The sequence below is a fragment of the Oceanobacillus sp. FSL K6-2867 genome, assembly GCF_037963145.1.
In the GTDB taxonomy this organism is placed as follows: domain Bacteria; phylum Bacillota; class Bacilli; order Bacillales; family Amphibacillaceae; genus Oceanobacillus.
On record NZ_CP150144.1, the window covers coordinates 1,359,639 to 1,385,145 of the forward strand.

Annotated in this window: 19 protein-coding genes, 6 tRNA genes, 3 rRNA genes and 1 pseudogene; 5 read left to right on the top strand and 24 right to left on the bottom strand. The window is 39.9% G+C overall.

The annotated features are described in order from the left end of the window. Positions 1-276 precede the first annotated feature (276 nt). A complete protein-coding gene (gene groL, locus NSQ77_RS06620) occupies positions 277-1,908 on the bottom strand; it encodes a chaperonin GroEL (protein ID WP_339229762.1) in 1,632 nt (543 codons plus the stop codon). A 71-nt stretch (positions 1,909-1,979) separates the two neighbouring features. Beyond that, positions 1,980-2,264 carry a co-chaperone GroES gene (gene groES, locus NSQ77_RS06625; protein WP_095314493.1) on the bottom strand — a complete coding sequence of 95 codons (285 nt, stop codon included), beginning with the start codon at positions 2,262-2,264 and terminating at the stop codon, positions 1,980-1,982. 269 nt (positions 2,265-2,533) lie between these two features. Between groES and NSQ77_RS06630 the strand changes: the two genes are divergently transcribed. Both NSQ77_RS06630 and NSQ77_RS06635 read left to right on the top strand, forming a co-directional pair. Then, a complete protein-coding gene (locus NSQ77_RS06630) occupies positions 2,534-3,253 on the top strand; it encodes a type II CAAX endopeptidase family protein (protein WP_339229764.1) in 720 nt (239 codons plus the stop codon). Between the two features lie 3 nt (positions 3,254-3,256). Next, positions 3,257-3,451: a YdiK family protein gene (locus NSQ77_RS06635; RefSeq protein ID WP_339229765.1), complete on the top strand. Its 195-nt coding sequence runs from the start codon at positions 3,257-3,259 to the stop codon at positions 3,449-3,451. 47 nt (positions 3,452-3,498) lie between these two features. Here NSQ77_RS06635 and NSQ77_RS06640 read toward each other — a convergent pair whose 3' ends face one another. Both NSQ77_RS06640 and NSQ77_RS06645 read right to left on the bottom strand, forming a co-directional pair. Beyond that, on the bottom strand, positions 3,499-4,518 hold the full coding sequence (locus tag NSQ77_RS06640) for a hypothetical protein (protein ID WP_339229767.1): 1,020 nt from the start codon (positions 4,516-4,518) through the stop codon (positions 3,499-3,501). A 296-nt stretch (positions 4,519-4,814) separates the two neighbouring features. Beyond that, positions 4,815-5,453: a redox-sensing transcriptional repressor Rex gene (locus NSQ77_RS06645; RefSeq protein ID WP_339229769.1), complete on the bottom strand. Its 639-nt coding sequence runs from the start codon at positions 5,451-5,453 to the stop codon at positions 4,815-4,817. Between the two features lie 149 nt (positions 5,454-5,602). Here NSQ77_RS06645 and NSQ77_RS06650 point away from each other — a divergent pair, with 149 nt between their 5' ends. Next, the gene (locus NSQ77_RS06650) at positions 5,603-7,531 is read left to right on the top strand and encodes an ABC-F family ATP-binding cassette domain-containing protein (RefSeq protein ID WP_339229771.1); all 1,929 of its coding nucleotides are present in this window, start codon (positions 5,603-5,605) and stop codon (positions 7,529-7,531) included. Positions 7,532-7,699: 168 nt separating this feature from the next. Then, positions 7,700-9,031, top strand: coding sequence for a hemolysin family protein (locus NSQ77_RS06655; RefSeq protein ID WP_339229772.1), 1,332 nt, complete (start codon positions 7,700-7,702; stop codon positions 9,029-9,031). Between the two features lie 64 nt (positions 9,032-9,095). Here NSQ77_RS06655 and NSQ77_RS06660 read toward each other — a convergent pair whose 3' ends face one another. From NSQ77_RS06660 to NSQ77_RS06750, 19 genes and pseudogenes are all read right to left on the bottom strand, one after another. Beyond that, positions 9,096-10,268: an FtsW/RodA/SpoVE family cell cycle protein gene (locus NSQ77_RS06660; RefSeq protein WP_339229774.1), complete on the bottom strand. Its 1,173-nt coding sequence runs from the start codon at positions 10,266-10,268 to the stop codon at positions 9,096-9,098. Between the two features lie 225 nt (positions 10,269-10,493). Further along, positions 10,494-11,504 (bottom strand): tRNA (adenosine(37)-N6)-threonylcarbamoyltransferase complex transferase subunit TsaD, encoded by a 1,011-nt coding sequence (tsaD, locus tag NSQ77_RS06665; protein WP_339229776.1) that lies wholly within the window; start codon positions 11,502-11,504, stop codon positions 10,494-10,496. Next, the gene (gene rimI / locus NSQ77_RS06670) at positions 11,501-11,959 is read right to left on the bottom strand and encodes a ribosomal protein S18-alanine N-acetyltransferase (RefSeq protein ID WP_339229778.1); all 459 of its coding nucleotides are present in this window, start codon (positions 11,957-11,959) and stop codon (positions 11,501-11,503) included. The genes tsaD and rimI overlap by 4 nt, the downstream gene beginning before the upstream one ends. Next, positions 11,943-12,650 carry a tRNA (adenosine(37)-N6)-threonylcarbamoyltransferase complex dimerization subunit type 1 TsaB gene (gene tsaB / locus NSQ77_RS06675; protein ID WP_339229780.1) on the bottom strand — a complete coding sequence of 236 codons (708 nt, stop codon included), beginning with the start codon at positions 12,648-12,650 and terminating at the stop codon, positions 11,943-11,945. Before tsaB ends, rimI begins: the two co-directional genes overlap by 17 nt. Positions 12,651-12,661: 11 nt before the next feature. Continuing rightward, complete coding sequence (tsaE, locus tag NSQ77_RS06680; protein WP_339229781.1) at positions 12,662-13,111, bottom strand: tRNA (adenosine(37)-N6)-threonylcarbamoyltransferase complex ATPase subunit type 1 TsaE; 450 nt, start codon at positions 13,109-13,111, stop codon at positions 12,662-12,664. Positions 13,112-13,119: 8 nt separating this feature from the next. Continuing rightward, complete coding sequence (gene thiL, locus NSQ77_RS06685; RefSeq protein WP_339229783.1) at positions 13,120-14,085, bottom strand: thiamine-phosphate kinase; 966 nt, start codon at positions 14,083-14,085, stop codon at positions 13,120-13,122. A 338-nt stretch (positions 14,086-14,423) separates the two neighbouring features. Further along, a tRNA-Asp gene (locus tag NSQ77_RS06690) sits at positions 14,424-14,500 on the bottom strand. 87 nt (positions 14,501-14,587) lie between these two features. Next, positions 14,588-14,664: transfer RNA gene (locus tag NSQ77_RS06695), tRNA-Met, on the bottom strand. Between the two features lie 43 nt (positions 14,665-14,707). Beyond that, a 5S ribosomal RNA gene (gene rrf, locus NSQ77_RS06700) occupies positions 14,708-14,823 on the bottom strand. Positions 14,824-14,941: 118 nt separating this feature from the next. After that, positions 14,942-17,863 (bottom strand): 23S ribosomal RNA (locus tag NSQ77_RS06705). Positions 17,864-18,222: 359 nt separating this feature from the next. Beyond that, positions 18,223-19,786: ribosomal RNA gene (locus tag NSQ77_RS06710) — 16S ribosomal RNA — on the bottom strand. The 16S, 23S and 5S rRNA genes sit together here with 6 tRNA genes alongside, the layout of an rRNA operon. 285 nt (positions 19,787-20,071) lie before the next feature. Further along, positions 20,072-20,145, bottom strand: a tRNA-Ile gene (locus NSQ77_RS06715). A gap of 13 nt (positions 20,146-20,158) precedes the next feature. Then, a tRNA-Gly gene (locus tag NSQ77_RS06720) sits at positions 20,159-20,232 on the bottom strand. A gap of 27 nt (positions 20,233-20,259) precedes the next feature. After that, positions 20,260-20,336, bottom strand: a tRNA-Pro gene (locus NSQ77_RS06725). Positions 20,337-20,339: 3 nt separating this feature from the next. Next, positions 20,340-20,416, bottom strand: a tRNA-Arg gene (locus NSQ77_RS06730). 305 nt (positions 20,417-20,721) lie between these two features. Continuing rightward, a complete protein-coding gene (locus tag NSQ77_RS06735) occupies positions 20,722-21,318 on the bottom strand; it encodes a YjgB family protein (RefSeq protein WP_339229785.1) in 597 nt (198 codons plus the stop codon). Positions 21,319-21,377: 59 nt separating this feature from the next. Continuing rightward, entirely contained in the window at positions 21,378-22,052 is a 675-nt protein-coding gene (locus NSQ77_RS06740; RefSeq protein ID WP_339229787.1) for a peptidoglycan-binding domain-containing protein, read from the bottom strand. Positions 22,053-22,214: 162 nt separating this feature from the next. Beyond that, positions 22,215-22,685, bottom strand: coding sequence for a stress protein (locus NSQ77_RS06745; RefSeq protein WP_339229789.1), 471 nt, complete (start codon positions 22,683-22,685; stop codon positions 22,215-22,217). A gap of 402 nt (positions 22,686-23,087) precedes the next feature. After that, positions 23,088-23,687 (bottom strand): annotated as a pseudogene (locus NSQ77_RS06750) (YitT family protein); the annotation flags it as partial. A gap of 847 nt (positions 23,688-24,534) precedes the next feature. Here NSQ77_RS06750 and sda point away from each other — a divergent pair. Continuing rightward, positions 24,535-24,717 (top strand): sporulation histidine kinase inhibitor Sda, encoded by a 183-nt coding sequence (gene sda, locus NSQ77_RS06755; RefSeq protein WP_339229790.1) that lies wholly within the window; start codon positions 24,535-24,537, stop codon positions 24,715-24,717. A 341-nt stretch (positions 24,718-25,058) separates the two neighbouring features. Here the strand turns inward: sda and arsC are convergent, their stop codons facing one another. After that, positions 25,059-25,487 (bottom strand): arsenate reductase (thioredoxin), encoded by a 429-nt coding sequence (gene arsC, locus NSQ77_RS06760; RefSeq protein ID WP_339230946.1) that lies wholly within the window; start codon positions 25,485-25,487, stop codon positions 25,059-25,061. Between the last annotated feature and the right edge of the window lie 20 nt (positions 25,488-25,507).

A 25,507-nucleotide genomic window follows, 5' to 3' on the forward strand; every position in this document is an offset into this window, starting at 1 on the left:
AAAGTATTTATACGGCAACCTAGGATATAAATCATTGACCAAAAATATAATATGGGTAGCGAAACATCAATATTGAATGGATTAAAAAGAAGAACTATCTTCACATAAAAATGGGAAAAATGAAAAAGGACGCTTCCGCAAAAGTGAGAACTTTATACGAAAACGCCCTTTTAAACTTAAATTTATAATAAATGTTACCTTTATGTTACCTTTTAGTTTGACGGGGTTCGCAACAGCATCCCAAACGTTGATAAATCAACAATTAGGGGTGGCTTATTACATCATGCCGCCCATTCCACCCATGCCGCCCATGTCAGGCATTGCAGGTGCACCGCCTTCTTCAGGCTTATCAGCTACAACAGCTTCAGTTGTTAATAGCATAGCCGCTACAGATGCTGCGTTTTGTAGTGCAGAACGTGTTACTTTTGTTGGGTCAACGATTCCAGCTTCAACCATGTTTACCCACTCGTTCGTTGCTGCGTTGTATCCTACGCCAACTTTTTCGTTTTTCAAACGTTCTACGATGATAGAACCTTCTAAACCAGCGTTTTGAGCAATTTGACGAACTGGCTCTTCAATTGCGCGAAGCACGATTTTCACACCAGTTGCTTCATCGCCTTCCAGGTTTAGTTCACTTACTTTGTTGTATACATTGATTAGGGCAGTACCACCACCGGATACGAAGCCTTCTTCAACTGCAGCACGCGTTGAGTTCAATGCATCTTCAATACGTAGTTTGCGCTCTTTTAATTCCGTTTCTGTTGCAGCACCAACTTTAACTACTGCTACACCACCAGATAATTTAGCTAGGCGCTCTTGTAATTTTTCTTTATCAAATTCAGAAGTTGTTTCTTCTGCTTGTGCACGGATTTGAGCAACACGACCAGAGATTGCTTCTGGGTTACCAGCACCCTCAACAACTGTTGTGTTTTCTTTTGTTACAACAACTTTTGAAGCACGTCCAAGTTGTTCAATTGTAGCGCTCTTCAAGTCTAATCCAAGGTCTTCTGTAATCACTTCTCCACCAGTCAGGATAGCAATATCTTCAAGCATTGCTTTACGACGGTCACCGAATCCTGGAGCTTTAACAGCTACAGCGTTGAATGTTCCACGAAGTTTGTTTACTACTAATGTTGCAAGTGCTTCGCCTTCAACATCTTCAGCGATTAATAATAGTGGTTTACCTTGTTGAACTACTTGCTCAAGTACTGGTAATACTTCTTGGATGTTACCGATTTTCTTATCTGTAATAAGAATATATGGATCTTCTAATACTGCTTCCATTTTATCTTGGTCAGTAACCATGTATGGTGAAGAGTATCCACGGTCAAATTGCATACCTTCAACAACCTCTAGCTCTGTGTTGAAGCCTTTTGATTCTTCAATTGTAATAACACCGTCATTACCAACACGTTCCATCGCCTCAGCAATTAAGTTACCAACTTCATCATCAGATGCAGAGATAGCTGCGATTTGTGCGATAGATTCTTTGCTCTCAACTGGTTGTGAAATTGCTTTTAACTCTTCAACAGCACTTGCTACAGCTTTCTCAATACCACGGCGAATACCTACAGGGTTTGCACCAGCTGTAACGTTTTTCAATCCTTCGTGAATCATTGCTTGTGCAAGAACAGTTGCAGTAGTCGTACCATCACCAGCTACATCATTTGTTTTAGATGCAACTTCAGATACAAGCTGTGCACCCATGTTTTCAAAAGCATCTTCCAATTCGATTTCTTTAGCAATGGTTACCCCATCATTAGTAATTAGAGGTGAGCCGAATTTTTTATCTAAAACAACGTTACGTCCTTTTGGTCCTAACGTTACTTTTACAGCGTTTGCTAATGTATCTACACCGCGCAGCATTGCTCCACGTGCGTCTTCATTGAACTTAATATCTTTAGCCACTTAAAATTCCTCCCTTAAAATAATCATTCAAAAGTTTATTTGTCGTCGTTCATGTATGTGTTGTGTTAAGGTTAGCTTACTACAGCTAAAATGTCATTTTCACGAAGAATTAAGTATTCTGTACCTTCGTACTTCACTTCAGTACCAGCAAATTTAGAGAAAATAATGCGGTCTCCTTCAGCAACTTCAAGTGCCACTTTTTCTCCATTTTCAGTTACACGGCCAGATCCTACTGCTACTACGCGACCTTCCTGTGGTTTTTCCTTTGCAGAGTCCGGTAGTACGATACCGCTTGCAGTTGTTTCTTCTTGTTCAACAAGTTCGATAACAACACGATCTCCTAGTGGTTTAATCATGTAGAATGCCTCCTCAATTCTATATCGTATTTAGATGTATTAGCACTCTCATTCAGTGAGTGCTAATTTCTATATTCATAATAATTAATCCTATAAAAAAATGCAAGCAATGTGTCTATTATTTTTTTGCTTCTAACAATTTTTTTCTAAGTAGGGCTTATAATATTAACAGACAAGAGAATATGTTAAAATACCAACTATGATAATCAATAAATGAACCTTGTCATACATATACTAAAAACTACATCAAGCAAAAGGAGTCGTTTTACTTGGCACGAAGATATTGGTATGTCATTTTAACTTATATACTTATGCAGCTTTCTGCGTTTCCCGTTAGTCTGCTTGCAAAACATCACTATATCCCTGTACAAGCTGTCGTTTATTGGTCCATTTTCAGCTTTATTTTTGGTCTTCTCATTATATTGTGGATCTTGAAGCCTGACATGCAGATGAGACATGCACGGGATGCTGCACCAATGAGTTCGATGGTACTATGGTCAATACTCGGTGTATTTATGGCTTTCTTCGCTCAAGGGATTGCTACAGCGATTGAAATTTATGTCTTAGGAATTTCACCAGGATCAGAAAACACACAAGGTATTATGAATATAGCCCGTGCAGCACCGTTATTTATTATTATCCCAGCTATAATCGCACCGATACTGGAGGAAATTATTTTCCGAAAAATTATCTTCGGCAGTCTCTATAAGCGTATGAATTTCTTCTTCGCTGGCTTGATATCCGCCCTCATCTTTGGATTTATACATGAAGGGTTGGAACACATACTAATTTACGCATCGATGGGATTTGTATTTGCATTTCTTTACGTCAAAACAAAACGAATTCTCGTTCCGATTATTGTTCACGCTGCAATGAATACATTAGTTGTCGTTGGGCAATATTCTATGGATCCGGAAGAAATGCAGCGCCAGCTTGAACAAATGCAGCGTCAGGTTGAGCAATTGCAAATGATTCTCATTGGAGGTTAACGAATGATTAATTCTCTTATCGTTAAAGCGATTATTTATCTCATAATGGCAATCATTTTTATTTACGTTGCAGTCCAAAGCAAAGGGGAAACAATTTGGAATCCCAATACACTTATTTTTGCTGCTGTAGCAACACTTGCCTTTGGGGTTGCACTCCGATTGCTTGGCAAGTACCTTCGGATAAAGAAAAAGAAATAACAATCAAAAAGAAGGCTGTTTCTCTTTTAAAACAGCCTTCTTTCTTATTATTGAATAGACTTTAATTTATCTGTCCATTCATCCTTATTCTCAATTATTTTTTCAAACGTAGTATAGCGGATAACATATAAATCATTATCTTTAGCAAATACTCTTGCTACTTCTTCCTGATCGAGCTGAATATCATCTTCCGTTAATGAAAAGTCAAAAAAACCTTCTTCTGCAGAATTAAATTCAAGCTCACCTGTAGTCATTTCTGTTAAATTCACTTCCATCATCTCGATAAAACCTTCAACACCTAACAACTCATCACCATCTGGATAATAATGAATCGTAAACAGCTCTGTAAAATTCGTTTGATCCTCATCAACTAAAAGAAATTCAGCAGTTGCTTCACCTTCTGCTTCCTCATAGTTTTCAAGCTCCCATTTTCCTTCATCAAACGGAATTTCTAAGCTCGTAATTGTGTCGATGTAAACACCTTCTGCTGCTATATCATCAGCCGTCTCCTCGATAACTTCCCCATTCTCATCAAGCATAATTATCTCACTCGGTTCTTCTGAACTATAAATTTTCCAAGTGCCATCATCCGGACGCAAAACATGAACCCCATGTGTCTCATTGTTCGCAAAGTCAGGACCATCGACCTTCATTGTAGTCTGTTTATATGAGATTGTTGCTTCCTCTTCTGACTTTTCCTCCACCACTAAATCAAATAATTCCATATCTAAAGTATATACCGATAATTGCTCAATTGTCGTACGTGTTGTGTCATATAACGGAGATTCACTATGTACGGTGTCCATATATGCTTCCAGATCATTTTCTGTTAATGCTTCCAGGTTTGCTTCAAGAACTGCAAATAATTCTTCATCCTCTGGAACAGCTTTTTCTTCTTCTGATGCTTCAGCCTCATCTTTCTCATTTTCCTCTGCATCATTCACTTCTTTACTTGCTTCAGCATCGTCGGTCTTTTGATTCGCATTATCACTGTCGTTCGAACATGCAGCAATAAATAAACTAATAAATAATACAAACATAATACCTAAAACCTTTTTCATACCCACGAATAAATTCCTCCTCTATCTTCGTATATTCCCAATACAGATTAACGCAATAATCAGTAAATAGATAGATGTCTTAAGGACCAATAATTTTCAGAAAAATAATAGTTCGATTTATCTAGTAATTATTTATCAGCTTGTTTCCAACCGCTGTATAAAACAGCATTTTTATGGACCTGATGCACATAGTTTATTGTATTTAACAGATATAAGCACATCCAAATCTTGCCATAAAAAAACAAGGCTTTTGACCTAAATTCAATAGCCTTGTAATAAAATAGAATTTCACAATGAATAATTTATTCTGGGTTATCTAACGAGTAATGCTTAAGGAAATAAACCAGGGCCTGTAATTCAACTGCAAGATCAATATGGTGCACCCGAATATGCTTCGGTACGGTAATCCTGGCAGGGGTAAAGTTAAGAATCCCTGAAATCCCCTTTTCCACCAGCTTATCGGTTATCACCTGTGCTTCAATTGCTGGAACGGTTAAGATAACGACTTTAATATCATCTAACTTTTCCTCTAAATCATTAATATGATAAACAGGAACCCCTCCAATATCCGTGCCAACCTTATCTATATCTGCATCAAATGCTGTGGTAATCCGGATATTATTGTTCTTCATAAAGTTATAATGGAGGAAGGCTGTACCTAAGTTTCCCACACCAATTAAAGCAACCTCTGTAACCTCATGCTGGTCCAGGGTACTTCGGAAAAACCCTAATAAATACTCTACATTATAGCCGTATCCCTTTTTTCCCAATGCGCCAAAGTAAGAAAAGTCTCTTCGAATTGTTGCAGAATCCACTTTTACTGCATCACTCAGCTCCTTTGAGGATACTCGCTTCTTCCCCTGCTGATTTAAGTTGTTAAGAAAACGATAATATAAAGGCAGCCGCTTGGCAGTAGCTTGTGGAATTTTGTTCTGATCCATCAATCTTCCTCTTTTCAATCCAATAGTTGTATATAATAAGTTCTTTCCTCTATTTTAACAGAAAACGTCAAATAAGTCGTGATATTTTTCACAATTCAGTTGCTTCGTCAAATAACTATCATATACACTGTAAATGGTGGGGTGAAAAAATGATATTAATGCAATTAAACGGAATTTCAAAATCCTTCGGTGCGGAAGAGATTTTATCAAATATTAAAATAGAAATTAAAGATAAAGATCGTATTGCTATTGTTGGCAGAAATGGTGCAGGTAAGTCAACATTACTTAAAATTATGGCACAAGAATTATCGTATGATGAAGGGGAATTTTTCCAACCGAAGGATCTTACATTCGGTTATTTATCTCAGCATATGACGTTAGAGTCAGGAAAAACCATTTGGGATGAGATGCTGGATGTGTTCTCCCATTTAAAATCTTTGGAAAAACAGCTTCGAACCTTGGAAAAGGAAATGGAGAAAGCCAACGAATTAACTGGGGAAGAATATGACAAAGTACTTAAAGAATACGACAAGCTTCAGCTGGCATATCAGACTAATGGAGGCTATACGTATGAATCAGACATTAGGGCTGTACTTAGTGGGTTAAATTTTGAGTCCTTTGATTATGGTACACCAATTGCAGAACTTAGTGGTGGACAAAAAACACGTCTTGCCCTAGGAAAATTACTGCTTCAAAAACCACAGCTGCTTATTCTCGATGAGCCGACCAACCATCTGGATATTGATACATTGTCATGGTTGGAAAACTATCTCGTTAATTATCCTGGCGCCATTGTCATCGTTTCACACGATCGGTACTTTCTTGATAAAACAGTTTCCATCGTGTATGAAATATCACGACATAAAACGCGAAAATACCATGGGACATACAGCAAGTACTTGGAGCAAAAAGCGCTGAATTATGAACAGGAATTAAAGGAATTTGAAAAGCAGCAAACTGAAATTAAAAAAATGGAAGACTTTATCCAGCGGAATATTGTACGTGCTTCGACTACAAAACGAGCACAAAGCAGGCGGAAGCAGCTTGAAAAAATAGAGCGCCTTGATCGGCCACTAGGTGATGAGTCATCCGCTTCCTTCTCCTTTCAAATTAATCGTAGAAGTGGAAATGATGTATTAAAAGTTGAAGAGCTTAGCTTACGTTATGAAAAAGAAGTGAACCCTATTTTTTCCAACATACGACTGGATATAAATCGCGGTGACCGTATCGCACTTGTTGGTCCGAATGGTGTAGGGAAAACTACATTACTTAAGGCCATCTTAGGTAGACTGCAAACTGAAAAAGGAAACATCCAGCTTGGTACGAATGTGCAAATTGGCTACTATGACCAGGAGCAGGCTGATCTTAATTCCACTAAAACAATTCTCCAGGAATTATGGGATGATTATCCTGCCATAAATGAAAAAGATATCCGCACGGTCTTGGGAAACTTCCTTTTTTCCGGTGATGATGTACTGAAACCGGTTCACACATTAAGTGGTGGTGAGAAAGCAAGACTTGCCCTTGCTAAGCTTAAAATGCAGCAAGCAAATTTCCTTATTATGGATGAGCCTACAAACCATTTGGATATTGATAGTAAAGAAGTGCTGGAAGCAGCATTAATTGATTTTCCTGGAACGATACTTTTCGTGTCACATGACCGCTATTTTATTAATAAAATAGCTGATCAGGTTGCTGAAATGCAGCGCGATGGGATTACGATATATCTTGGTGACTATGATTATTATTTGGAAAAGAAAGAAGAAGAAGCAGAAATTGAAAGACTGCAACAGGAAAAGAAGGCAACTGTCACATCAGAGACAAAGAAGCTCAGCTATAAAGAAGGCAAGCAATTACAAAGTGAAAAACGGAAAATCCAGCGTAGGATTACAGAACTGGAAGAAATGATTGAACATAAGGAACTGGAAATTTCACAGTTTGAAGAAGAAATGACCAAACCAGAGGTATATCAAGATCATGAGAAGTCATTGGAACTTACTGTAACTGTGAGCAAAATAAAGCAAGAGGTTGAACAACTTATGGAGGAATGGACTATGCTTCAGGAGGAGAATAGTTGAACGTTGAAATATAGTCCATTATAATTAAAAATAGGCAGCTAAACAGCTGCCTATTTTGTATCATTTTATGAATGTTATGGAGTGTTTCGAGTGTAAAATCAAACATTGTTGGGAATCAAATATTTAATGATGGCTTCATAATTTAAATTTAGTTGGAGGTTACACAAATTGACGATTGCTATCGTTACACTCATTGTGCTTATTTTTCTAAATGCATTTTTTGCTGCGACTGAAATCGCATTAATTGGATTAAATAGCAATAAAGTAAAACGAAAAGCAGATGAAGGCGACAAAAAGGCTTACATGCTGTATAACCTAATTGCCGAGCCCAGCCGCTTTTTAAGTACGATTCAAATTGGAATTACCCTTGCAGGATTCCTAGCCAGCGCATTTGCTGCCGATTTCTTTGCAGGTCCATTAGCTCAAACCTTATATGAATTGGGAGTTCCAGTAGCCCTCCCTGTTTTGCAAACAATATCAGTGGTTGTTATAACCATTATTCTCTCCTATTTTACGCTTGTATTCGGAGAACTCGTTCCGAAGCAGCTTGCACTGCAAAAATCTGAAGCCATTTCAAATTTCGCTGCAAAACCAATTACCTGGCTATTAAGGATTAACTACCCTGTGGTAAAATTACTCACATTCTCTACAAACACCGTTGTACGTATTTTTGGTGTTGATCCGAATGCAACAAGCGATGAAGCGACAGAGGAAGAAATTCGCATGATGGTTGATATTGGGGGTGATACAGGAACAATTCAAAAGGCAGAAAAGGTTATGATTCATAATGTCTTTGAGTTTAATGATCGCCAGGTTTCAGACATTATTACACACCGAACAGATATGTCTGCCCTTCCAATTGATGCAAGCTTGCAAGAGACTATTGAGCTCATAAATGAAAAAAGATACACGCGATTCCCTGTCTATGAAGAAGATATTGACCGAATTGTTGGTATCCTTCATGTTAAAGATTTGTTTCACTTTATGACGACGGAAAAATCATTTCATTTAAGCGAGATTATTCGAAAGCCTCATTTTGTTTTAGAGACGCATCGGGTAGATACGCTTTTTGCAGAGATGCAAAAAAGTAACTCCCATATTGCTATCGTATTGGATGAATATGGGGGAACTGAAGGTCTAATTACGATAGAGGATATAATTGAAGAAATTGTCGGAGATATTCTTAGTGAGAGTGATGCAGCCGCACCAGAGCAGGAAATTAAGCAGATTGAATCGAATAAGTACATGATTGACGGAATTACCCATTTATATTTATTAGAGAAGTTTCTCCTAGTAGATCTACCTACCGAGGAATTTGATACGCTAAACGGATTTCTGATTGGAGAGATTGGCTATATTCCATCAATCAAAGAAAAACCTGTTATCTCATATAAAAATATTGTCTTTGAAGTAACGGAGGTTGCAGATAATCGTATTAAGAAGGTAATTGCAACGATTCATGAAGAAGATATGGACGAAAAAATAGATGAAGAGAGCTAACAGTAAAAAAAGCAGTATCGTTATAGCGATACTGCTTTTTTGCCTTTTAAGCGAGTGCTCAAGATTATTTAAATAAATAATCATTTTGAATACTATATTCCACTGCAACACGATAGATTACCCCTAAACCAAGCATCGTCGACATAACCGAGCTCCCTCCATAACTAACAAGCAGTAGTGGGATACCAGTTATCGGCATAATTCCAAGCGTCATTCCGATATTTTGAAATACGTGAATCAATAACAGACTTAAGAAGCCATAGCAGAAAAACGTTCCAAACGGAGAGTGCTTATAAATACTCAATCCTAGTGTAACTAATTTATAGAGCAGCATAAAATACAAAAATATAACAAGCGCACTTCCAATGAAACCGAAGCTCTCCCCGATTACCGAAAAGATAAAATCGGTATGTGCTTCCGGATAATTCACCTCTAAGCTTCCCATGCCTTTTCCAAATAATTGTCCAGATCCTAAAGCCATGTAAGCACGATCAAAGTGAAAGGTTGCATCACTAGACTGCTGAGATGGATCAAACCACGTAAGAATACGGTCTACTTGATACGGCTTAATCCCAATTAACTCCTGTGCTAATGCAGGAAATTTAATAATAAACCCAATAACAGCTGCTCCTGCAGCAGAGATAATAACTATTAAACTCATAATAATTTTCCAGTTGATTCCTGATAATATAATTAACATACCAGAGATAAATAAGTAAACCATCGCTGTTCCAAAGTCAGGCTGCAGTAAAATTAATCCGACTGGAATACCTGTGAATAATAAGATTTTCGCTAATAAGAAGGTATCACTTTTTAAGGTGCTTGCTTCATATTTAGACTTATGCTTACTAATCACCGCAGATAGAAAAAGGATGGTTGTTACTTTCGTAAATTCTGCCGGCTGAAGCGATAATCCTGGTAATGTAAACCAGCTTTTTGCCCCATTTATCGTTCGAGCAATTGAATCAGGACTTATTAACAGCAAAATAAGTACGAATATGCTAATTCCATATATATAAATACTCGCTTTCTGCAGCTGTTCCAAATCAAGAAACTGAATTGCAGCAACGATACATACTCCAATCGTAAACCAAACAATCTGCTTCAGCACAAAGTTTTCACCTTCATATTGCTCTAGTTGCTGTGCATTGTATACAGAAAGTAAACTGACACATACGAACAGAACAAATAAAGTGACTATATCCGTTTGCATATAATACGATTGCTTTTTATTCATTATAGCATCACCAAATTTCTTCCCCGCTTATTTCAAACCTTTAGATATCTCTAAGTTATCCACATGATAAACAAGAGATAAAAGCTCAAAACAAGGTTATTAACAAAGTTATACACATTATCCACAAAAACATCACTTTTTTATTAACAGTCTTCTCCACAATTAAACTGTAAGTTTTTAGTGCTAATACACTAAATTATCCACAACCATGTGAATAACCTGTGTTTATTTCAATAACAGCGATGCATTTGCATTTAAGTCAAGTCCAGAACGTCTTCCTTGTTCAAAAGCAATCGTTCCTGCAGCAGCTATCATTGCAGCATTATCTGTACATAATTTAATATCAGGAATGAGTAGTGGGATATCTGTTTCGGAAAAAGCGACTTCCAGCTCTTTTCTCAATCCTTTATTTGCAGCGACACCACCAGCAACAATTACCTGGTTAACATTATACTCTTTAGCAGCTCTCAATGTCTTTGTTGTCAGCACTTCAACAATACTAGCCTGAAAGCTTGCAGCAATATCTTCATTTTTCAACGTTTCGCCACGCTGCTTGGCATTATGAATTTTATTTATAACTGCAGATTTCAATCCGCTAAAACTAAAATCGTAGCTTCCTTCTTCTAACCACGCTCTTGGAAAGTCAATTGTCTCCTCCCCAATTGCAGCTAATTGGTCGATATGCGGTCCACCTGGATATGGCAAATTAAGCATGCGTGCTACTTTGTCATAGGCTTCACCTGCCGCATCGTCTCGGGTCTCTCCAATTAATTCATAGGATCCATGCTCTCGCATCAAGACAAGCTCTGTGTGCCCCCCAGAAACAATCAATGCTAATAATGGAAACTCAAAATCCTTTTCCAATCGATTTGCATAAATATGTCCAGCAATATGATGAACACCAACTAACGGCTTTTGTTTTGCAAAGGACAGTGCCTTCGCTGAATTTACACCAACTAGTAATGCACCTACAAGCCCTGGTCCTTCTGTAACAGCAATTGCATCAATATTGTCCCAGGTTATATCGGTATTTTCAAATGCTTCTTCCAGAACGACTGTCATTTGCTCTACATGATGTCTTGAAGCAATTTCAGGAACGACTCCGCCAAATCGCTTATGACTCTCAATTTGTGAGGCGACTACATTTGTCATTATTTCTGTACCATTTCTTACAATCGCTACTGCTGTTTCATCACAGCTTGTTTCGATTCCAAGTATAATTGTATCTTTTTTCATTTTAAATTCACCCACATAACGATAGCATCTTCTTGATTATCTGTATAGTAATTTTTTCGTATCCCACCTGGCACAAGTCCAAACTTCCGATATAGACGTTGAGCTGGAATATTGGATTGCCTTACTTCTAATGATAAACGTTCTACACCTAATTGCAATGCATATTGGATGGTATATCCAAAAAGCTTCTCTCCAAGCTTATGCCCTCTAAATTGAGGCATAATAGCGATGTTCGTAATTTGCGCATCATCGATAACAATCCATGTTCCAATATAACCGATAACCTCACCATTTAATTGTAAAACAAAATAATGTGCATGTTTGTTATCAAGGAGCTCCTGGTAGAATATATCTGTTGTCCATGGTGTTGTAAAAGACGCACGCTCTACCTCCATTACTTGATCTACATCAGAGACCTCCATTTTCCGTATCACACATTTAGCCATGGTTTTCATTTTCCTTCTGTGCCTTTAACCAATTCGCTTCTGCTTCTGCTAAACGTAAATAATTAGGTGTTAATGTATGTGCTGGTTCTGAATTCTTTGTTAAACCTGCAAGCCCTAAATGTCCTGCCTGCGGAATATGGTATGGTCCCTCTGGAATAATTGCTCTTTCACCTAATGTCTGTTTAATCATTTCTTTATAAACGGCAATATCTGGACTTAAAAAAAGAACGTCTGTCTTTTGTTCCTGTAATGTATGAAGAACATTTTCCATTAATAAATTTTTTTCTTCAGAAACCAGCTCTAACTGATTATTTTTCCATTGGTATAAGCCGGTAAACACTAATCCACGTCTAGCATCAAAAAAAGGACAGATTACTCCATCAAAGAACCTTCCTTGATAGGAAAGAACCTCTAAGCTTGAAACACCTACTATAGGTATGTTTAGAGCCCATGCCATTGTTTTCGCTGTCGAGACTCCAATTCGGACACCAGTATAGGATCCGGGCCCTTTTGCAACAACAATTTTACCTAAGTCCTCCGGCTTCAACGATACTTCCTTTATTAACTTCTCTATCGCTGGCATTAAACGAACCGAATGGTTTTTAGAAAGATTCGTCGTCATTTCTCCAATAATCTGATCGTCCTTTAGTAAGGATACACCAAGAACTTGATTGGAAGTATCTATTGCAAGTATATTCATTCCCGTAACTCCTAACTTATCAATTCATTCATAATCTCTTCAAAATGCGCACTTGAAGGTGTAAATTCAAGTATTCTTTTGTCCTCATCTATATAGCCAATTCTAATTGCTAAACGCTCGTTTGGCAAAAACTCCTCAATGAATTGGGCCCACTCAACAACTGTTATTCCATCACCATGAAAATATTCTTCAAATCCAATATCTTCATCAGAATGTTCAAGTCGGTATACATCCATATGATATAAAGGAAGTACTCCCTCATATTCTTTTATAATCGTAAATGTAGGACTGCTGATATTACGCTTAATCCCAAGTCCTTTCGCCAATCCTTTTGTGAAGGTTGTTTTACCAGCGCCCAATTCACCTTCCAATGTTATAACATCTCCAGGACCGAGCAATGCTGCAAGCTTTTCTGCAATTAGCTGTGTCTCTTCTACTGTATTTGTCTGAATTTGTCCCATTTACTCACCTACTTTAAATGTGTATAACCCTTTTTTTCTAATAGGATAGACTTATCTTGCTGCTTTAAAATAACCTTGCCGTACTGGCCAGTTTCCGCAACCTTACCGATTTTAGTAACCCTTGTATTCGTCAATTCTCCAATTCGCTGAACCTCTTTCCACTCTTTTGCAGGTATAGTACCTAACAGTTCAAAATCTTCTCCACCAAACAGCTTCCATTTTTCTTGCATTTTCAATGGAAACTGAATAAATGAGTCCCTTGTTGGAATCTCGGGTTCATTCAATAGAAGGGTAGCTTTTGATGCCTCGGCAATTTCATTTGCCTCACTCGCTATTCCATCACTAATATCATTTAAAGTTACGCGAACTAAGTGATCTAAACTGGCTGCAAAAGAAACACGAGGAGTTGGCATTCTATGTCTATTTATATAATAGGAAGCTTCCTTATAATTATCAGAATGGGTTAAAATATGTAGCCCTGCTCCTGAATCACCTAATGTTCCAGTTACAAAAACAATATCACCTGACTGTGCTGTATTTCGATATCGAGCCTTATCTTTCATCGTAAAACCTATTACTGTAATGGAAATACAAAGTTCCTTGCCAGATACCGTATCTCCACCTATTAGATCCATGTTGTAATTTTGCGCTATGTGACGCATTCCATTAAAAATTTGTAATAGTTCTTCCTGCGCCCAGCCTTTTGGAATTACAATTGATACAAGGTAAAAGGCAGGTGCAGCTCCCATTGCTGCCAAGTCACTGATGTTTGCAGCAAGCGCACGATAGCCTGCATGAAAAAGTGACATTGTCTCTTTTGAAAAATGTACACCCTCGACAAATGTATCTACAGCAGAAACAATATTTTGTGATAATGAACTAAAAACAGCTGCATCATCACCAATTCCTTTAATTAAGGATGATTGCTTATACGTATGTTGCTTTATTGAATCTATAAAAGAGAATTCGTCCATATCTATCACCATTCTTTTATCAACTATAACTATGATAGCAAAAAGATTTGAACTACTCCACCTTAATTCCTTACAAAATTTAAAGAGAGAGATTCCTATGTAAAGAAACTTAATTTCTTCTCATTTTATTAGGGTATCCCATATTTGAAAACAGTTTGTCTTCAAACTTAATTAAGATAGAAAAAGGATAACTATTGTGGATAATAGGGAAGATTTATATATTGTAATTGAGCTTCTCGAGAGATAACTTATAGTATTGTTAAATAACTGCCAGAAATTAAAAAAACATGATTCATTTTCTGGAATCATGTGTGCAATAAATTTATATAATTTGTAAATGGCGGTCCGGACGGGACTCGAACCCGCGACCTCCTGCGTGACAGGCAGGCATTCTAACCAACTGAACTACCGGACCAAACATATATGTTGAAAGTCTAATGTGTACATTAATCCAGTACTTCTAGGTTCAACTTATTATAAGCTAAAATGAGTTAATTAATTTTGGTTGCGGGGGCAGGATTTGAACCTACGACCTTTGGGTTATGAGCCCAACGAGCTACCAGACTGCTCCACCCCGCGATATGATACACTTTCTATTATATGAAAGTGAATATAATTGTCTGCCTGGCGGCGTCCTACTCTTGCAGGGACAAAGTCCCAACTACCATCGGCGCTGAAGAGCTTAACTTCTGTGTTCGGTATGGGAACAGGTGTGGCCTCCTCGCTATTGCTACCAGACAATCCTAAAAAATAAGGACAAGTTTTATTATATGCATTTCGAAATAGAAATGCAAGGTCTTTTTTAATTTATACCTTAAAAACTAAATAAGAGTAAACCAGACATCAAATAAAGAAGTTAGTTAAGTCCTCGATCGATTAGTATCCGTAAGCTCCACGTGTCGCCACGCTTCCACACCGAACCTATCAACCTCATCGTCTCTGAGGGATCTTACTCACTCGAAGTGATGGGAAGTCTCATCTTGAGGGGGGCTTCATGCTTAGATGCTTTCAGCACTTATCCTTTCCACACGTAGCTACCCAGCAATGCTCCTGGCGGAACAACTGGTACACCAGCGGTGTGTCCATCCCGGTCCTCTCGTACTAAGGACAGCTCCTCTCAAACTTCCAACGCCCACGACGGATAGGGACCGAACTGTCTCACGACGTTCTGAACCCAGCTCGCGTACCGCTTTAATGGGCGAACAGCCCAACCCTTGGGACCGACTACAGCCCCAGGATGCGATGAGCCGACATCGAGGTGCCAAACCTCCCCGTCGATGTGAACTCTTGGGGGAGATAAGCCTGTTATCCCCGGGGTAGCTTTTATCCGTTGAGCGATGGCCCTTCCATGCGGAACCACCGGATCACTAAGCCCGACTTTCGTCCCTGCTCGACTTGTAGGTCTCGCAGTCAAGCTCCCTTCTGCCTTTACACTCTTCGAATGATTTCCAACCATTCTGAGGGAACCTTTGGGCGCCTCCGTTACCTTTTGGGAGGCGACCGCCCCAGTCAAACTGCCCGCCTGACACTGTCTCCGAACCGGATCACGGTCCTGGGTTAGAATGTCCATACAGCCAGGGTGGTATCCCACGGATGCCTCACCGTAAGCTAGCGCTCACGAGTCCAAGGCTCCCACCTATCCTGTACAAGCTGCACAGACATTCAATATCAGGCTACAGTAAAGCTCCACGGGGTCTTTCCGTCCTGTCGCGGGTAATGCGCATCTTCACGCATAGTATAATTTCACCGGGTCTCTCGTTGAGACAGTGCCCAAGTCGTTGCACCTTTCGTGCGGGTCGGAACTTACCCGACAAGGAATTTCGCTACCTTAGGACCGTTATAGTTACGGCCGCCGTTTACTGGGGCTTCGGTTCAAAGCTTCGGGCTAAAAGCCCTAACCCTTCCCCTTAACCTTCCAGCACCGGGCAGGTGTCAGCCCCTATACTTCGCCTTTCGGCTTCGCAGAGACCTGTGTTTTTGCTAAACAGTCGCTTGGGCCTATTCACTGCGGCTCCTCCATAAAGGAGCACCCCTTCTCCCGAAGTTACGGGGTCATTTTGCCGAGTTCCTTAACGAGAGTTCTCCCGCTCACCTTAGGATTCTCTCCTCGCCTACCTGTGTCGGTTTGCGGTACGGGCACCTATGATCTAACTAGAGGCTTTTCTTGGCAGTGTGAAATCAGGAACTTCGGTACTAGAGTTTCCCTCCCCATCACAGCTTGAAATTGCCAGACGGATTTGCCTATCTGACTTTCTCACTGCTTGGGCGCACCTATCCATCAGTGCGCATTCCTTATCCTTCTGCGTCCCCCCATCGCTCAAACAATCATGAGGTGGTACAGGAATATCTACCTGTTGTCCATCGCCTACGCCTTTCGGCCTCGGCTTAGGTCCCGACTAACCCTGAGAGGACGAGCCTTCCTCAGGAAACCTTAGGCATTCGGTGAAAGAGATTCTCACTCTTTTTTCGCTACTCATACCGGCATTCTCACTTCTAAGCGCTCCACCAGTCCTCACGGTCTGACTTCACAGCACTTAGAACGCTCTCCTACCATTGTTCGTAAGAACAATCCGCAGCTTCGGTGATACGTTTAGCCCCGGTACATTTTCGGCGCAGAGTCACTCGACCAGTGAGCTATTACGCACTCTTTAAATGATGGCTGCTTCTAAGCCAACATCCTGGTTGTCTGGGCAACTCCACATCCTTTTCCACTTAACGTATACTTTGGGACCTTAGCTGGCGGTCTGGGCTGTTTCCCTTTCGACTATGAACCTTATCACCCATAGTCTGACTCCCAAGTAAAAGTAACTGGCATTCGGAGTTTGACTGAATTCGGTAACCCGGTGAGGGCCCCTAGTCCAATCAGTGCTCTACCTCCAGTACTCTATTTCTTGAGGCTAGCCCTAAAGCTATTTCGGAGAGAACCAGCTATCTCCGTGTTCGATTGGCATTTCACCCCTACCCACACCTCATCCCCGCATTTTTCAACATACGTGGGTTCGGGCCTCCAGTCAGTGTTACCTGACCTTCACCCTGGACATGGGTAGATCACACGGTTTCGGGTCTACGACCGCATACTCATTCGCCCTATTCAGACTCGCTTTCGCTGCGGCTCCGTGTCTTCCACTTAACCTTGCATACGATCGTAACTCGCCGGTCCATTCTACAAAAGGTACGCCGTTACCCATTAACGGGCTTCGACTACTTGTAGGCACACGGTTTCAGGTTCTATTTCACTCCCCTCCCGGGGTGCTTTTCACCTTTCCCTCACGGTACTGGTTCACTATCGGTCACTAGGGAGTATTTAGCCTTGGGAGATGGTCCTCCCGGATTCCGACGGAATTTCACGTGTTCCGCCGTACTCAGGATACACTCCGGAGAGAATTCTTTTTCAATTACAGGGCTCTTACCTTCTTTGGCTGACCGTTCCAGGTCGATTCGTTTAAAGAATTCCTTGGTAACTCCAATGGAATGTCCTACAACCCCAGAAAGCAAGCTTTCTGGTTTGGGCTCTTTCCGTTTCGCTCGCCGCTACTCAGGAAATCGATTTTTCTTTCTCTTCCTCCGGGTACTGAGATGTTTCAGTTCCCCGGGTCTACCTCATGCACCCTATGTATTCAGATGCATGTACTGTTCCATTACGAACAGTGGGTTCCCCCATTCGGAAATCCCCGGATCAAAGTTTACTTACAACTCCCCGAGGCATATCGGTGTTAGTCCCGTCCTTCATCGGCTCCTAGTGCCAAGGCATCCACCGTGCGCCCTTATTCACTTAACTAAGTTACAGTAAATAAGCGTACTAATTATTAGCCTTGCTTTTATTTAATCCAGCTTCAGCTCCTAGAAACTACCGTCATAAGCAATTGACATTCCAAACGCTAAAAACCAAGCGTTTTCCAGTCTCTTGCTTATGCGTCCGTTTCTGAACAGTCGCTTCAGCCTTTTACATTAATATTGATGTCGTTGTTACTCTTATTTAGTTTTCAAGGTACAAATAGAGAGATTTGCTCTCTCAAAACTGAACCAAACAACACAGTATGTCGGGCCTACAGGATGTAGGTCATGCCGATGTTGCCACAGGACGTGGCGATCTTAATCGGCCTTCCTTAACCCGTAGGGTTCCGTAATAATCCTTAGAAAGGAGGTGATCCAGCCGCACCTTCCGATACGGCTACCTTGTTACGACTTCACCCCAATCATTAGTCCCACCTTCGGCGGCTGGCTCCAAAAGGTTACCTCACCGACTTCGGGTGTTACCAACTCTCGTGGTGTGACGGGCGGTGTGTACAAGGCCCGGGAACGTATTCACCGCGGCATGCTGATCCGCGATTACTAGCGATTCCGGCTTCATGTAGGCGAGTTGCAGCCTACAATCCGAACTGAGAATGGTTTTATGGGATTGGCTTGACCTCGCGGGTTCGCTTCCCTTTGTTCCATCCATTGTAGCACGTGTGTAGCCCAGGTCATAAGGGGCATGATGATTTGACGTCATCCCCACCTTCCTCCGGTTTGTCACCGGCAGTCACCTTAGAGTGCCCAACTAAATGCTGGCAACTAAGATCAAGGGTTGCGCTCGTTGCGGGACTTAACCCAACATCTCACGACACGAGCTGACGACAACCATGCACCACCTGTCACTCTGTCCCCGAAGGGAAAGCTCTATCTCTAGAGTTGTCAGAGGATGTCAAGACCTGGTAAGGTTCTTCGCGTTGCTTCGAATTAAACCACATGCTCCACCGCTTGTGCGGGCCCCCGTCAATTCTTTTGAGTTTCAGCCTTGCGGCCGTACTCCCCAGGCGGAGTGCTTAATGCGTTAACTTCAGCACTAAGGGGCGGAAACCCCCTAACACCTAGCACTCATCGTTTACGGCGTGGACTACCAGGGTATCTAATCCTGTTCGCTACCCACGCTTTCGCTCCTCAGCGTCAGTTACAGACCAGAGAGTCGCCTTCGCCACTGGTGTTCCTCCACATCTCTACGCATTTCACCGCTACACGTGGAATTCCACTCTCCTCTTCTGTACTCAAGTCCTCCAGTTTCCAATGACCCTCCACGGTTAAGCCGTGGGCTTTCACATCAGACTTAAAAGACCGCCTGCGAGCGCTTTACGCCCAATAATTCCGGACAACGCTTGCCACCTACGTATTACCGCGGCTGCTGGCACGTAGTTAGCCGTGGCTTTCTGGTTAGGTACCGTCAAGGCTGGGTCAGTTACTACCCAACTTGTTCTTCCCTAACAACAGAGTTTTACGATCCGAAAACCTTCATCACTCACGCGGCGTTGCTCCGTCAGACTTTCGTCCATTGCGGAAGATTCCCTACTGCTGCCTCCCGTAGGAGTCTGGGCCGTGTCTCAGTCCCAGTGTGGCCGATCACCCTCTCAGGTCGGCTACGCATCGTCGCCTTGGTGAGCCGTTACCCCACCAACTAGCTAATGCGCCGCGGGCCCATCTGTAAGTGACAGCCGAAACCGTCTTTTATCTTCTCACCATGAGATGAAAAGTATTATCCGGTATTAGCTCACGTTTCCGCGAGTTATCCCGATCTTACAGGCAGGTTGCCCACGTGTTACTCACCCGTCCGCCGCTCATTCCACAAACATCACCTCAGATGAGGGTCAGTTTGCTTCCTGCGCTCGACTTGCATGTATTAGGCACGCCGCCAGCGTTCGTCCTGAGCCAAGATCAAACTCTCCAAAAAAGTTTGTAATACTTAGCTGTTGTAGAAGCTGACTTCTACTTGTTTTAAAAAGAAAAACGAGTTTCCTTTTTCTTGACATACTGGTTGTTTTGTTCAGTTTTCAAAGAGCAAATTTGTTGGTTGCTTTCCTTAAAAAGCGACTTTATTAATATATCATATCTATTAATTTGTTGTCAATAACTTTTTTAAAATATTTTTTTGAAACATTTAGTTTGTTTTCGACAACTTTTATACTATATCATCTTCCAAAAAGGAAGTCAACATCTTTTTTCAAAAAAAGATGAATGGGCCTGAGTGGACTCGAACCACCGACCTCACGCTTATCAGGCGTGCGCTCTAACCAGCTGAGCTACAGGCCCATATATGGTAATTTGGAGCGGGTGAAGGGAATCGAACCCTCATCATCAGCTTGGAAGGCTGAGGTTTTACCACTAAACTACACCCGCAAAATAAATTTAATCTTTATATCACACTGGTCGGGAAGACAGGATTCGAACCTGCGACCCCTTGGTCCCAAACCAAGTGCTCTACCAAGCTGAGCTACTTCCCGTAATGGCGCGCCCGAGAGGAGTCGAACCCCTAACCTCTTGATCCGTAGTCAAACGCTCTATCCAATTGAGCTACGGGCGCACATCATATATTAGATAAATAGTTTTTTATTTCTTTTTAGAGTAAAAAATATAAAACAGAAACCGTACGTAAGAACAACAAGTATTTTTATCGTACGGTTTAAAATAATACCATGATTATTTTTACAAGTCAACACCTTTTTAACAGAAACATTATAAATGTATATTTTAATGTTTGGTCATTCCCCACCTGTATTATTTACACTATAAAGCCTGATTGTCACACAGCCAAACATGAAAATACTACACCGAATAAATATCAGGAGGGCTTTCCCAAATCTGAGAAAGCCCTCCTAAAACAAAAGTTTATTTTGCTTCTTTCAAATTTACGTGATTCACAGTTTGATCAGGTCCCTCCATAATCGGATTATCACCAATTATAAAATGAATCTCGTATTTACCTGTTTCATAAACATAATCTGTTTCATCTGTTCTAGGTACATTTAGAATCTTATCAGCACTCCCCAATTGATTTCCTAACAGATCAGGTGTTATGTCCCCAAGATTTGTTTGCCTTTCCACAGCTGTACCGAAGTTTCGTATTTCAGATATAGAATTATCTTTGTTATAAGCGAATCCGTATCCTGGATTACCCATATCCCAGCTGTACAAATCAAATTGACCATCAACTTTTACAGGTTTGCCTAATTTGTTATGAACATCTTGTTTATTACTTTCATTAATTTGGAGACCTTGAACATTCCCAGGCATTTCTCCTGAGAAAGCATGTATATAGAAGTCATTTAAAGTATCCACTGCTTGCTGGTTCGAAGCGGCAGAAAAAATCGGAGTCCCAGTTGCTTCATGCGCTAGCCCATTATAAGAAGAAATCCCCGTCCCGAAAAATAATCCAGTAAACAATAAAGCGGCAATTATTTTAGGTGCTGACTTTTTAAATGCCATAACTTAGCCCTCCCTGCCTGATTCTTTCAAAAGAGCTGTTTTATAAAAACAGCTAACTTCTATCTCGGTTCTGATTCCACGACTTCTCCATTTTGATACACATCATAGAATCCAACCGTGCCAGTTCCTCCATTATCAATATAATCCTGACTTCGTGCTTTTAATGAATAAAATACTCTTCCTTCTGAGTCCTCATAAAGTACACCATTGCTGCTAAACACTAGATCATCATTATCAAGAGCAGCCTCTGCATAGGCAACCGCCGATTCTACTGTAAACAACCCTGCTTCATATTCGTCAAGTAATAGAGTCCATGTATCCAAACCGACTATTCCGTCCGGTACTAAACCATGAACAGCTTGTAATTGACGAACCTTTTCGTTAGTATGTGGACCAAAAACTCCATCAACTTCTGTTTCAAGTCCAAAGTGATTTAACATCACTTGAATAAATTCGGCTTCAAAACTTTGGCTCCCTTGTTTAACAATCGGTTGCTCTTCAGGTGGCCAATTTAATATCGCTTCATAGCCTGGAGGTATTTCTGATTTCGATAGTTGACTCGATTCATCTTCTGAGTTGACAGTTGCTTCCTGTGTTTCTGTTTGCTCCTGAACGGAAGTCGAAGACTCCTCAGGGCTATTTTCTATTACTTTTGATTGTTCTGCTGCTGAAACTTGCCCAGTAAACGCTACTATTGACAAAAATGCAACTGTTCCTATTACTACCTTTTTCACTTCTCCTCATCCTTTCACATTCAATATATGACCTAGTTTCAAACGAGACCTTCCTATTAGTATAAAGCCAAATCCCTCAACTTTTAACACTGAGGAATTTGGCTTCTTAATATTGAAAACCCGTATTTTCCTGACTCACTCCGTCCATCAACTCGATTTATATTAAGGTCTATGAAAATTGACCGTTTTCTGGTCATCTCCTGTCCGTTCAAACCATCCTCTGAAGGCCCAATTATCATATCCTCCATCACCTTCGTTAACAAATGTCCCTTCTTCAAACACCCAGACTCCGAATGTAATGCCATCATAATCTACCGTATCAAAGTATTGCACGCCTTGCAGTTGATTGGAATTATAACCTTGACTCAAATTCATCACCATAACATTATATTGCTGACCCGCTTCAAAGAATGCTTTCTCCATCGCTCCCTTGACAAAACCGCTCCGATTATCGGCAGTTTTCTTAGCATCGGCAATAGCTTCTCCGATAGCAACAGGGTCAACAGTTACTTCTCCACTAACCTCTGCTGCCTCTGCAGAATCAGTAACCCCTAAAGTCGGTAGAGTAAGTGGCGTCGCTAACACAGCTAACCCTAATGCAGAAGTTACAACAGCTTGTTTCACTTTTCTCATTAGATCTCCTCCTTCATTTTGTGTGATTCAAGTTTTCAATCACATCGTCTCATCATCTATTTATAAGTTCAATGAATTTATTCAAAATTTAAGAAAATGATAAATTTGATAATCTATTTTAAATTTTGATATATTTTTGACTTAGTTTTGAAATAAAGTTTGATAAATTCATATTAGAACTCTTAATCATTAACATTCAACAACCTAGTATGACATCTTTTAAATTACTTCCATCTATTATATAGAGCAAGGACATTCAAAAAGCATCATACCTATTAGAAATGATTACATAAAAAAATACCAATAGGCTTGGACCCTTGGTATTCATACTTTAAAATAAAGTGTTGAACTCTTTATCTAAAACTTTTGGCAAACCATTTGAGTAATTGATAAAGTCTAGTAATTAGTCTTGAACCCTTCAATGGTAAAATCAATCATTTTTGAGGCAATAAAATATGTTATTAACGAATACATTGCCCTATCCCAACCGAAAACAAAACCTGCACTGAAAAAAATAAAAATATTTATAAACATAACAACATTACCAACAGATATGGGTGTCTTTCGGTTAAGCAGAATCCCTAGAATTTCTGTACCATCTAGAGAGCCACCGTACCTGATTACCATTCCGACACCAATCCCTAAAAAGGCTCCACCAAAAACGGATGCCAGTAATGGATTTTCAGTCGGAGCTGATACATTATTAAGAAAACCTGTTCCTAGTGATAATACGCTTAATCCAAACAAGGTAGTTACCACAAACTTTTTACCAATTTGCCTATAACCTAAATACAGAAAGGGAACGTTTAATATCAGTAAAAATAACTCTAATTTTATACCTGTTAAATAGGACATTATAATTGAAATTCCGACGACTCCACCATCAATGATATTATTCGGAACTAAAAAAATCTCCAACCCGAGAGAAACTAAGAGAGCACCTAAAGTAACTAAAAGGGAACGTAATATTAGTTTGAATACCGGAAAAAAGTTTCGATCCATCCTGATATGTTCTGAGGGGAGAAACTTGATTATGAAAAATGCCGGCAGCAAAAAACCAACTGTTTCTTCAAGATGCGCAACAATCCTAGACCAACCATTAGGAACAATGTAACCATAGCCATCGAAAAATAACGTTCTTGCGCTTAGGTATAGTGAATTCAATAACTTTTGTGAGAATAAGCTCTGTGATTCATTAAATGAAAAGGAATTAACTAAGGGTCCAACATTCAAAATATCTAATAGAAGATATATAAAACTAAATATGACAAAAACATTTATGTAAAGAAATAAAAAAAACAGTAATACGTATACTTTTCCTTCTCTTATTAAAGAAAACATTTAATTGCTTTCCTTTCTTAATTGTTGGGAAAGGCCAGTTAAATACTATAATATAAATTCTATTCTTAATACTTGGTTTTGAGAAGCAAACTCCGGAAAAAATTGCTCCTCTACGAAATATTTCGATTGAAATAGAAAGGAATTTAATTACCTTTTTTAATTAAATTTTAAAAATCCGTTTTGAGATAATCAAAATAAGCTTCAATACTTTCAACCAAGCTACAAGGTAGGAAGGCAATAAAAAACTATAAACCTATTCCAGGTTAATCTCCAAAAACAGTGTTTCACCTCGCTGAAAAATTATGAATTTTTCCTGCCATTAGGAATTTCCCGCCTACCCGACTATTTAATAAACTGGCCAAATATTCCCGGAAATTTTATTAACCACAGCAGTTAGTTTCAAATCATTTTGTCTATATTTGTCCCACTTTGTATTATTGGGGAGATTCTACTTCCGATTATTCAAAATGAAAGAGTTTCGAAAAAAATGCAAACGTGGGAGGAAGATATGAATAGTCTAAGGCACTTGTCAGACGAACTATTAAAGGAGTCTCTGAAAAAGGCAATCGAATTAAAGTTGGATCAGGATTTTTGCGCAACATTAAAAAATGAAATAAAAAAACGGAAAGAGAGGGGGAGAAAACCTACGAATACTAAAACGATGAACGTGACAAGTATTCATAAAAGGTAGGGGAAAAGACACTTATAGCTTCATCGCCCCATAATCAATAATATGCAGAATATCGGAAGTAGAATCCTTCCAGCCTTAGTCTAGGCTGAAAAAAGGTAGCGTTCGTACTTGTTTGTGCGCAACGCTACCACTAATGCTAAAGTCATAAGAGAACACAGACTAATATGCGCTAAAAAAAAACGATTGAGCAACATCTCCAATACAATTCCACATGCTGCAAACACTGTTAATAAAGGCATCAAACTCATTTTTAACATGTGGTTATAAAATCACCGCCATTAAAATAATAATTAGTTAAAAACACCAAGAGAATTCCTACTATAAACTCTTGGTGCTTTTTGTTACTCTCCTGTTTCAGCAAAACGTTTGATTCGATCACCAATTTCATCACGAACACGCTGGAAAACCGCCCATTTCTCTTCTTCAGTTCCTTCAGCTCTTGCGGGATCATCAAACCCCCATTGTTCTCGTTTAACTTTAGGCGGTGAGACTGGACATTTATCTTTTGCATCGCCACATAGGGTAACAGCTAAGTCTGCGTTATTTAGGATTTTAGGGTCGATGATATCAGATGTTTGATTAGTAATATCAATATCGGCTTCTTTCATAGCCTTTACAGCATTTGGGTTTAAGCCATGTGCTTCGATACCTGCGCTGTGCACGTTCCACTCATCACCTAGATATTTCTTTGCCCATCCTTCAGCCATTTTACTTCTACAAGAATTTCGTTGGCCCCAACAATGTAAAAATCTTTTTCTGGTTGCCGTAATTCTTTTTCTCGATGGGGACG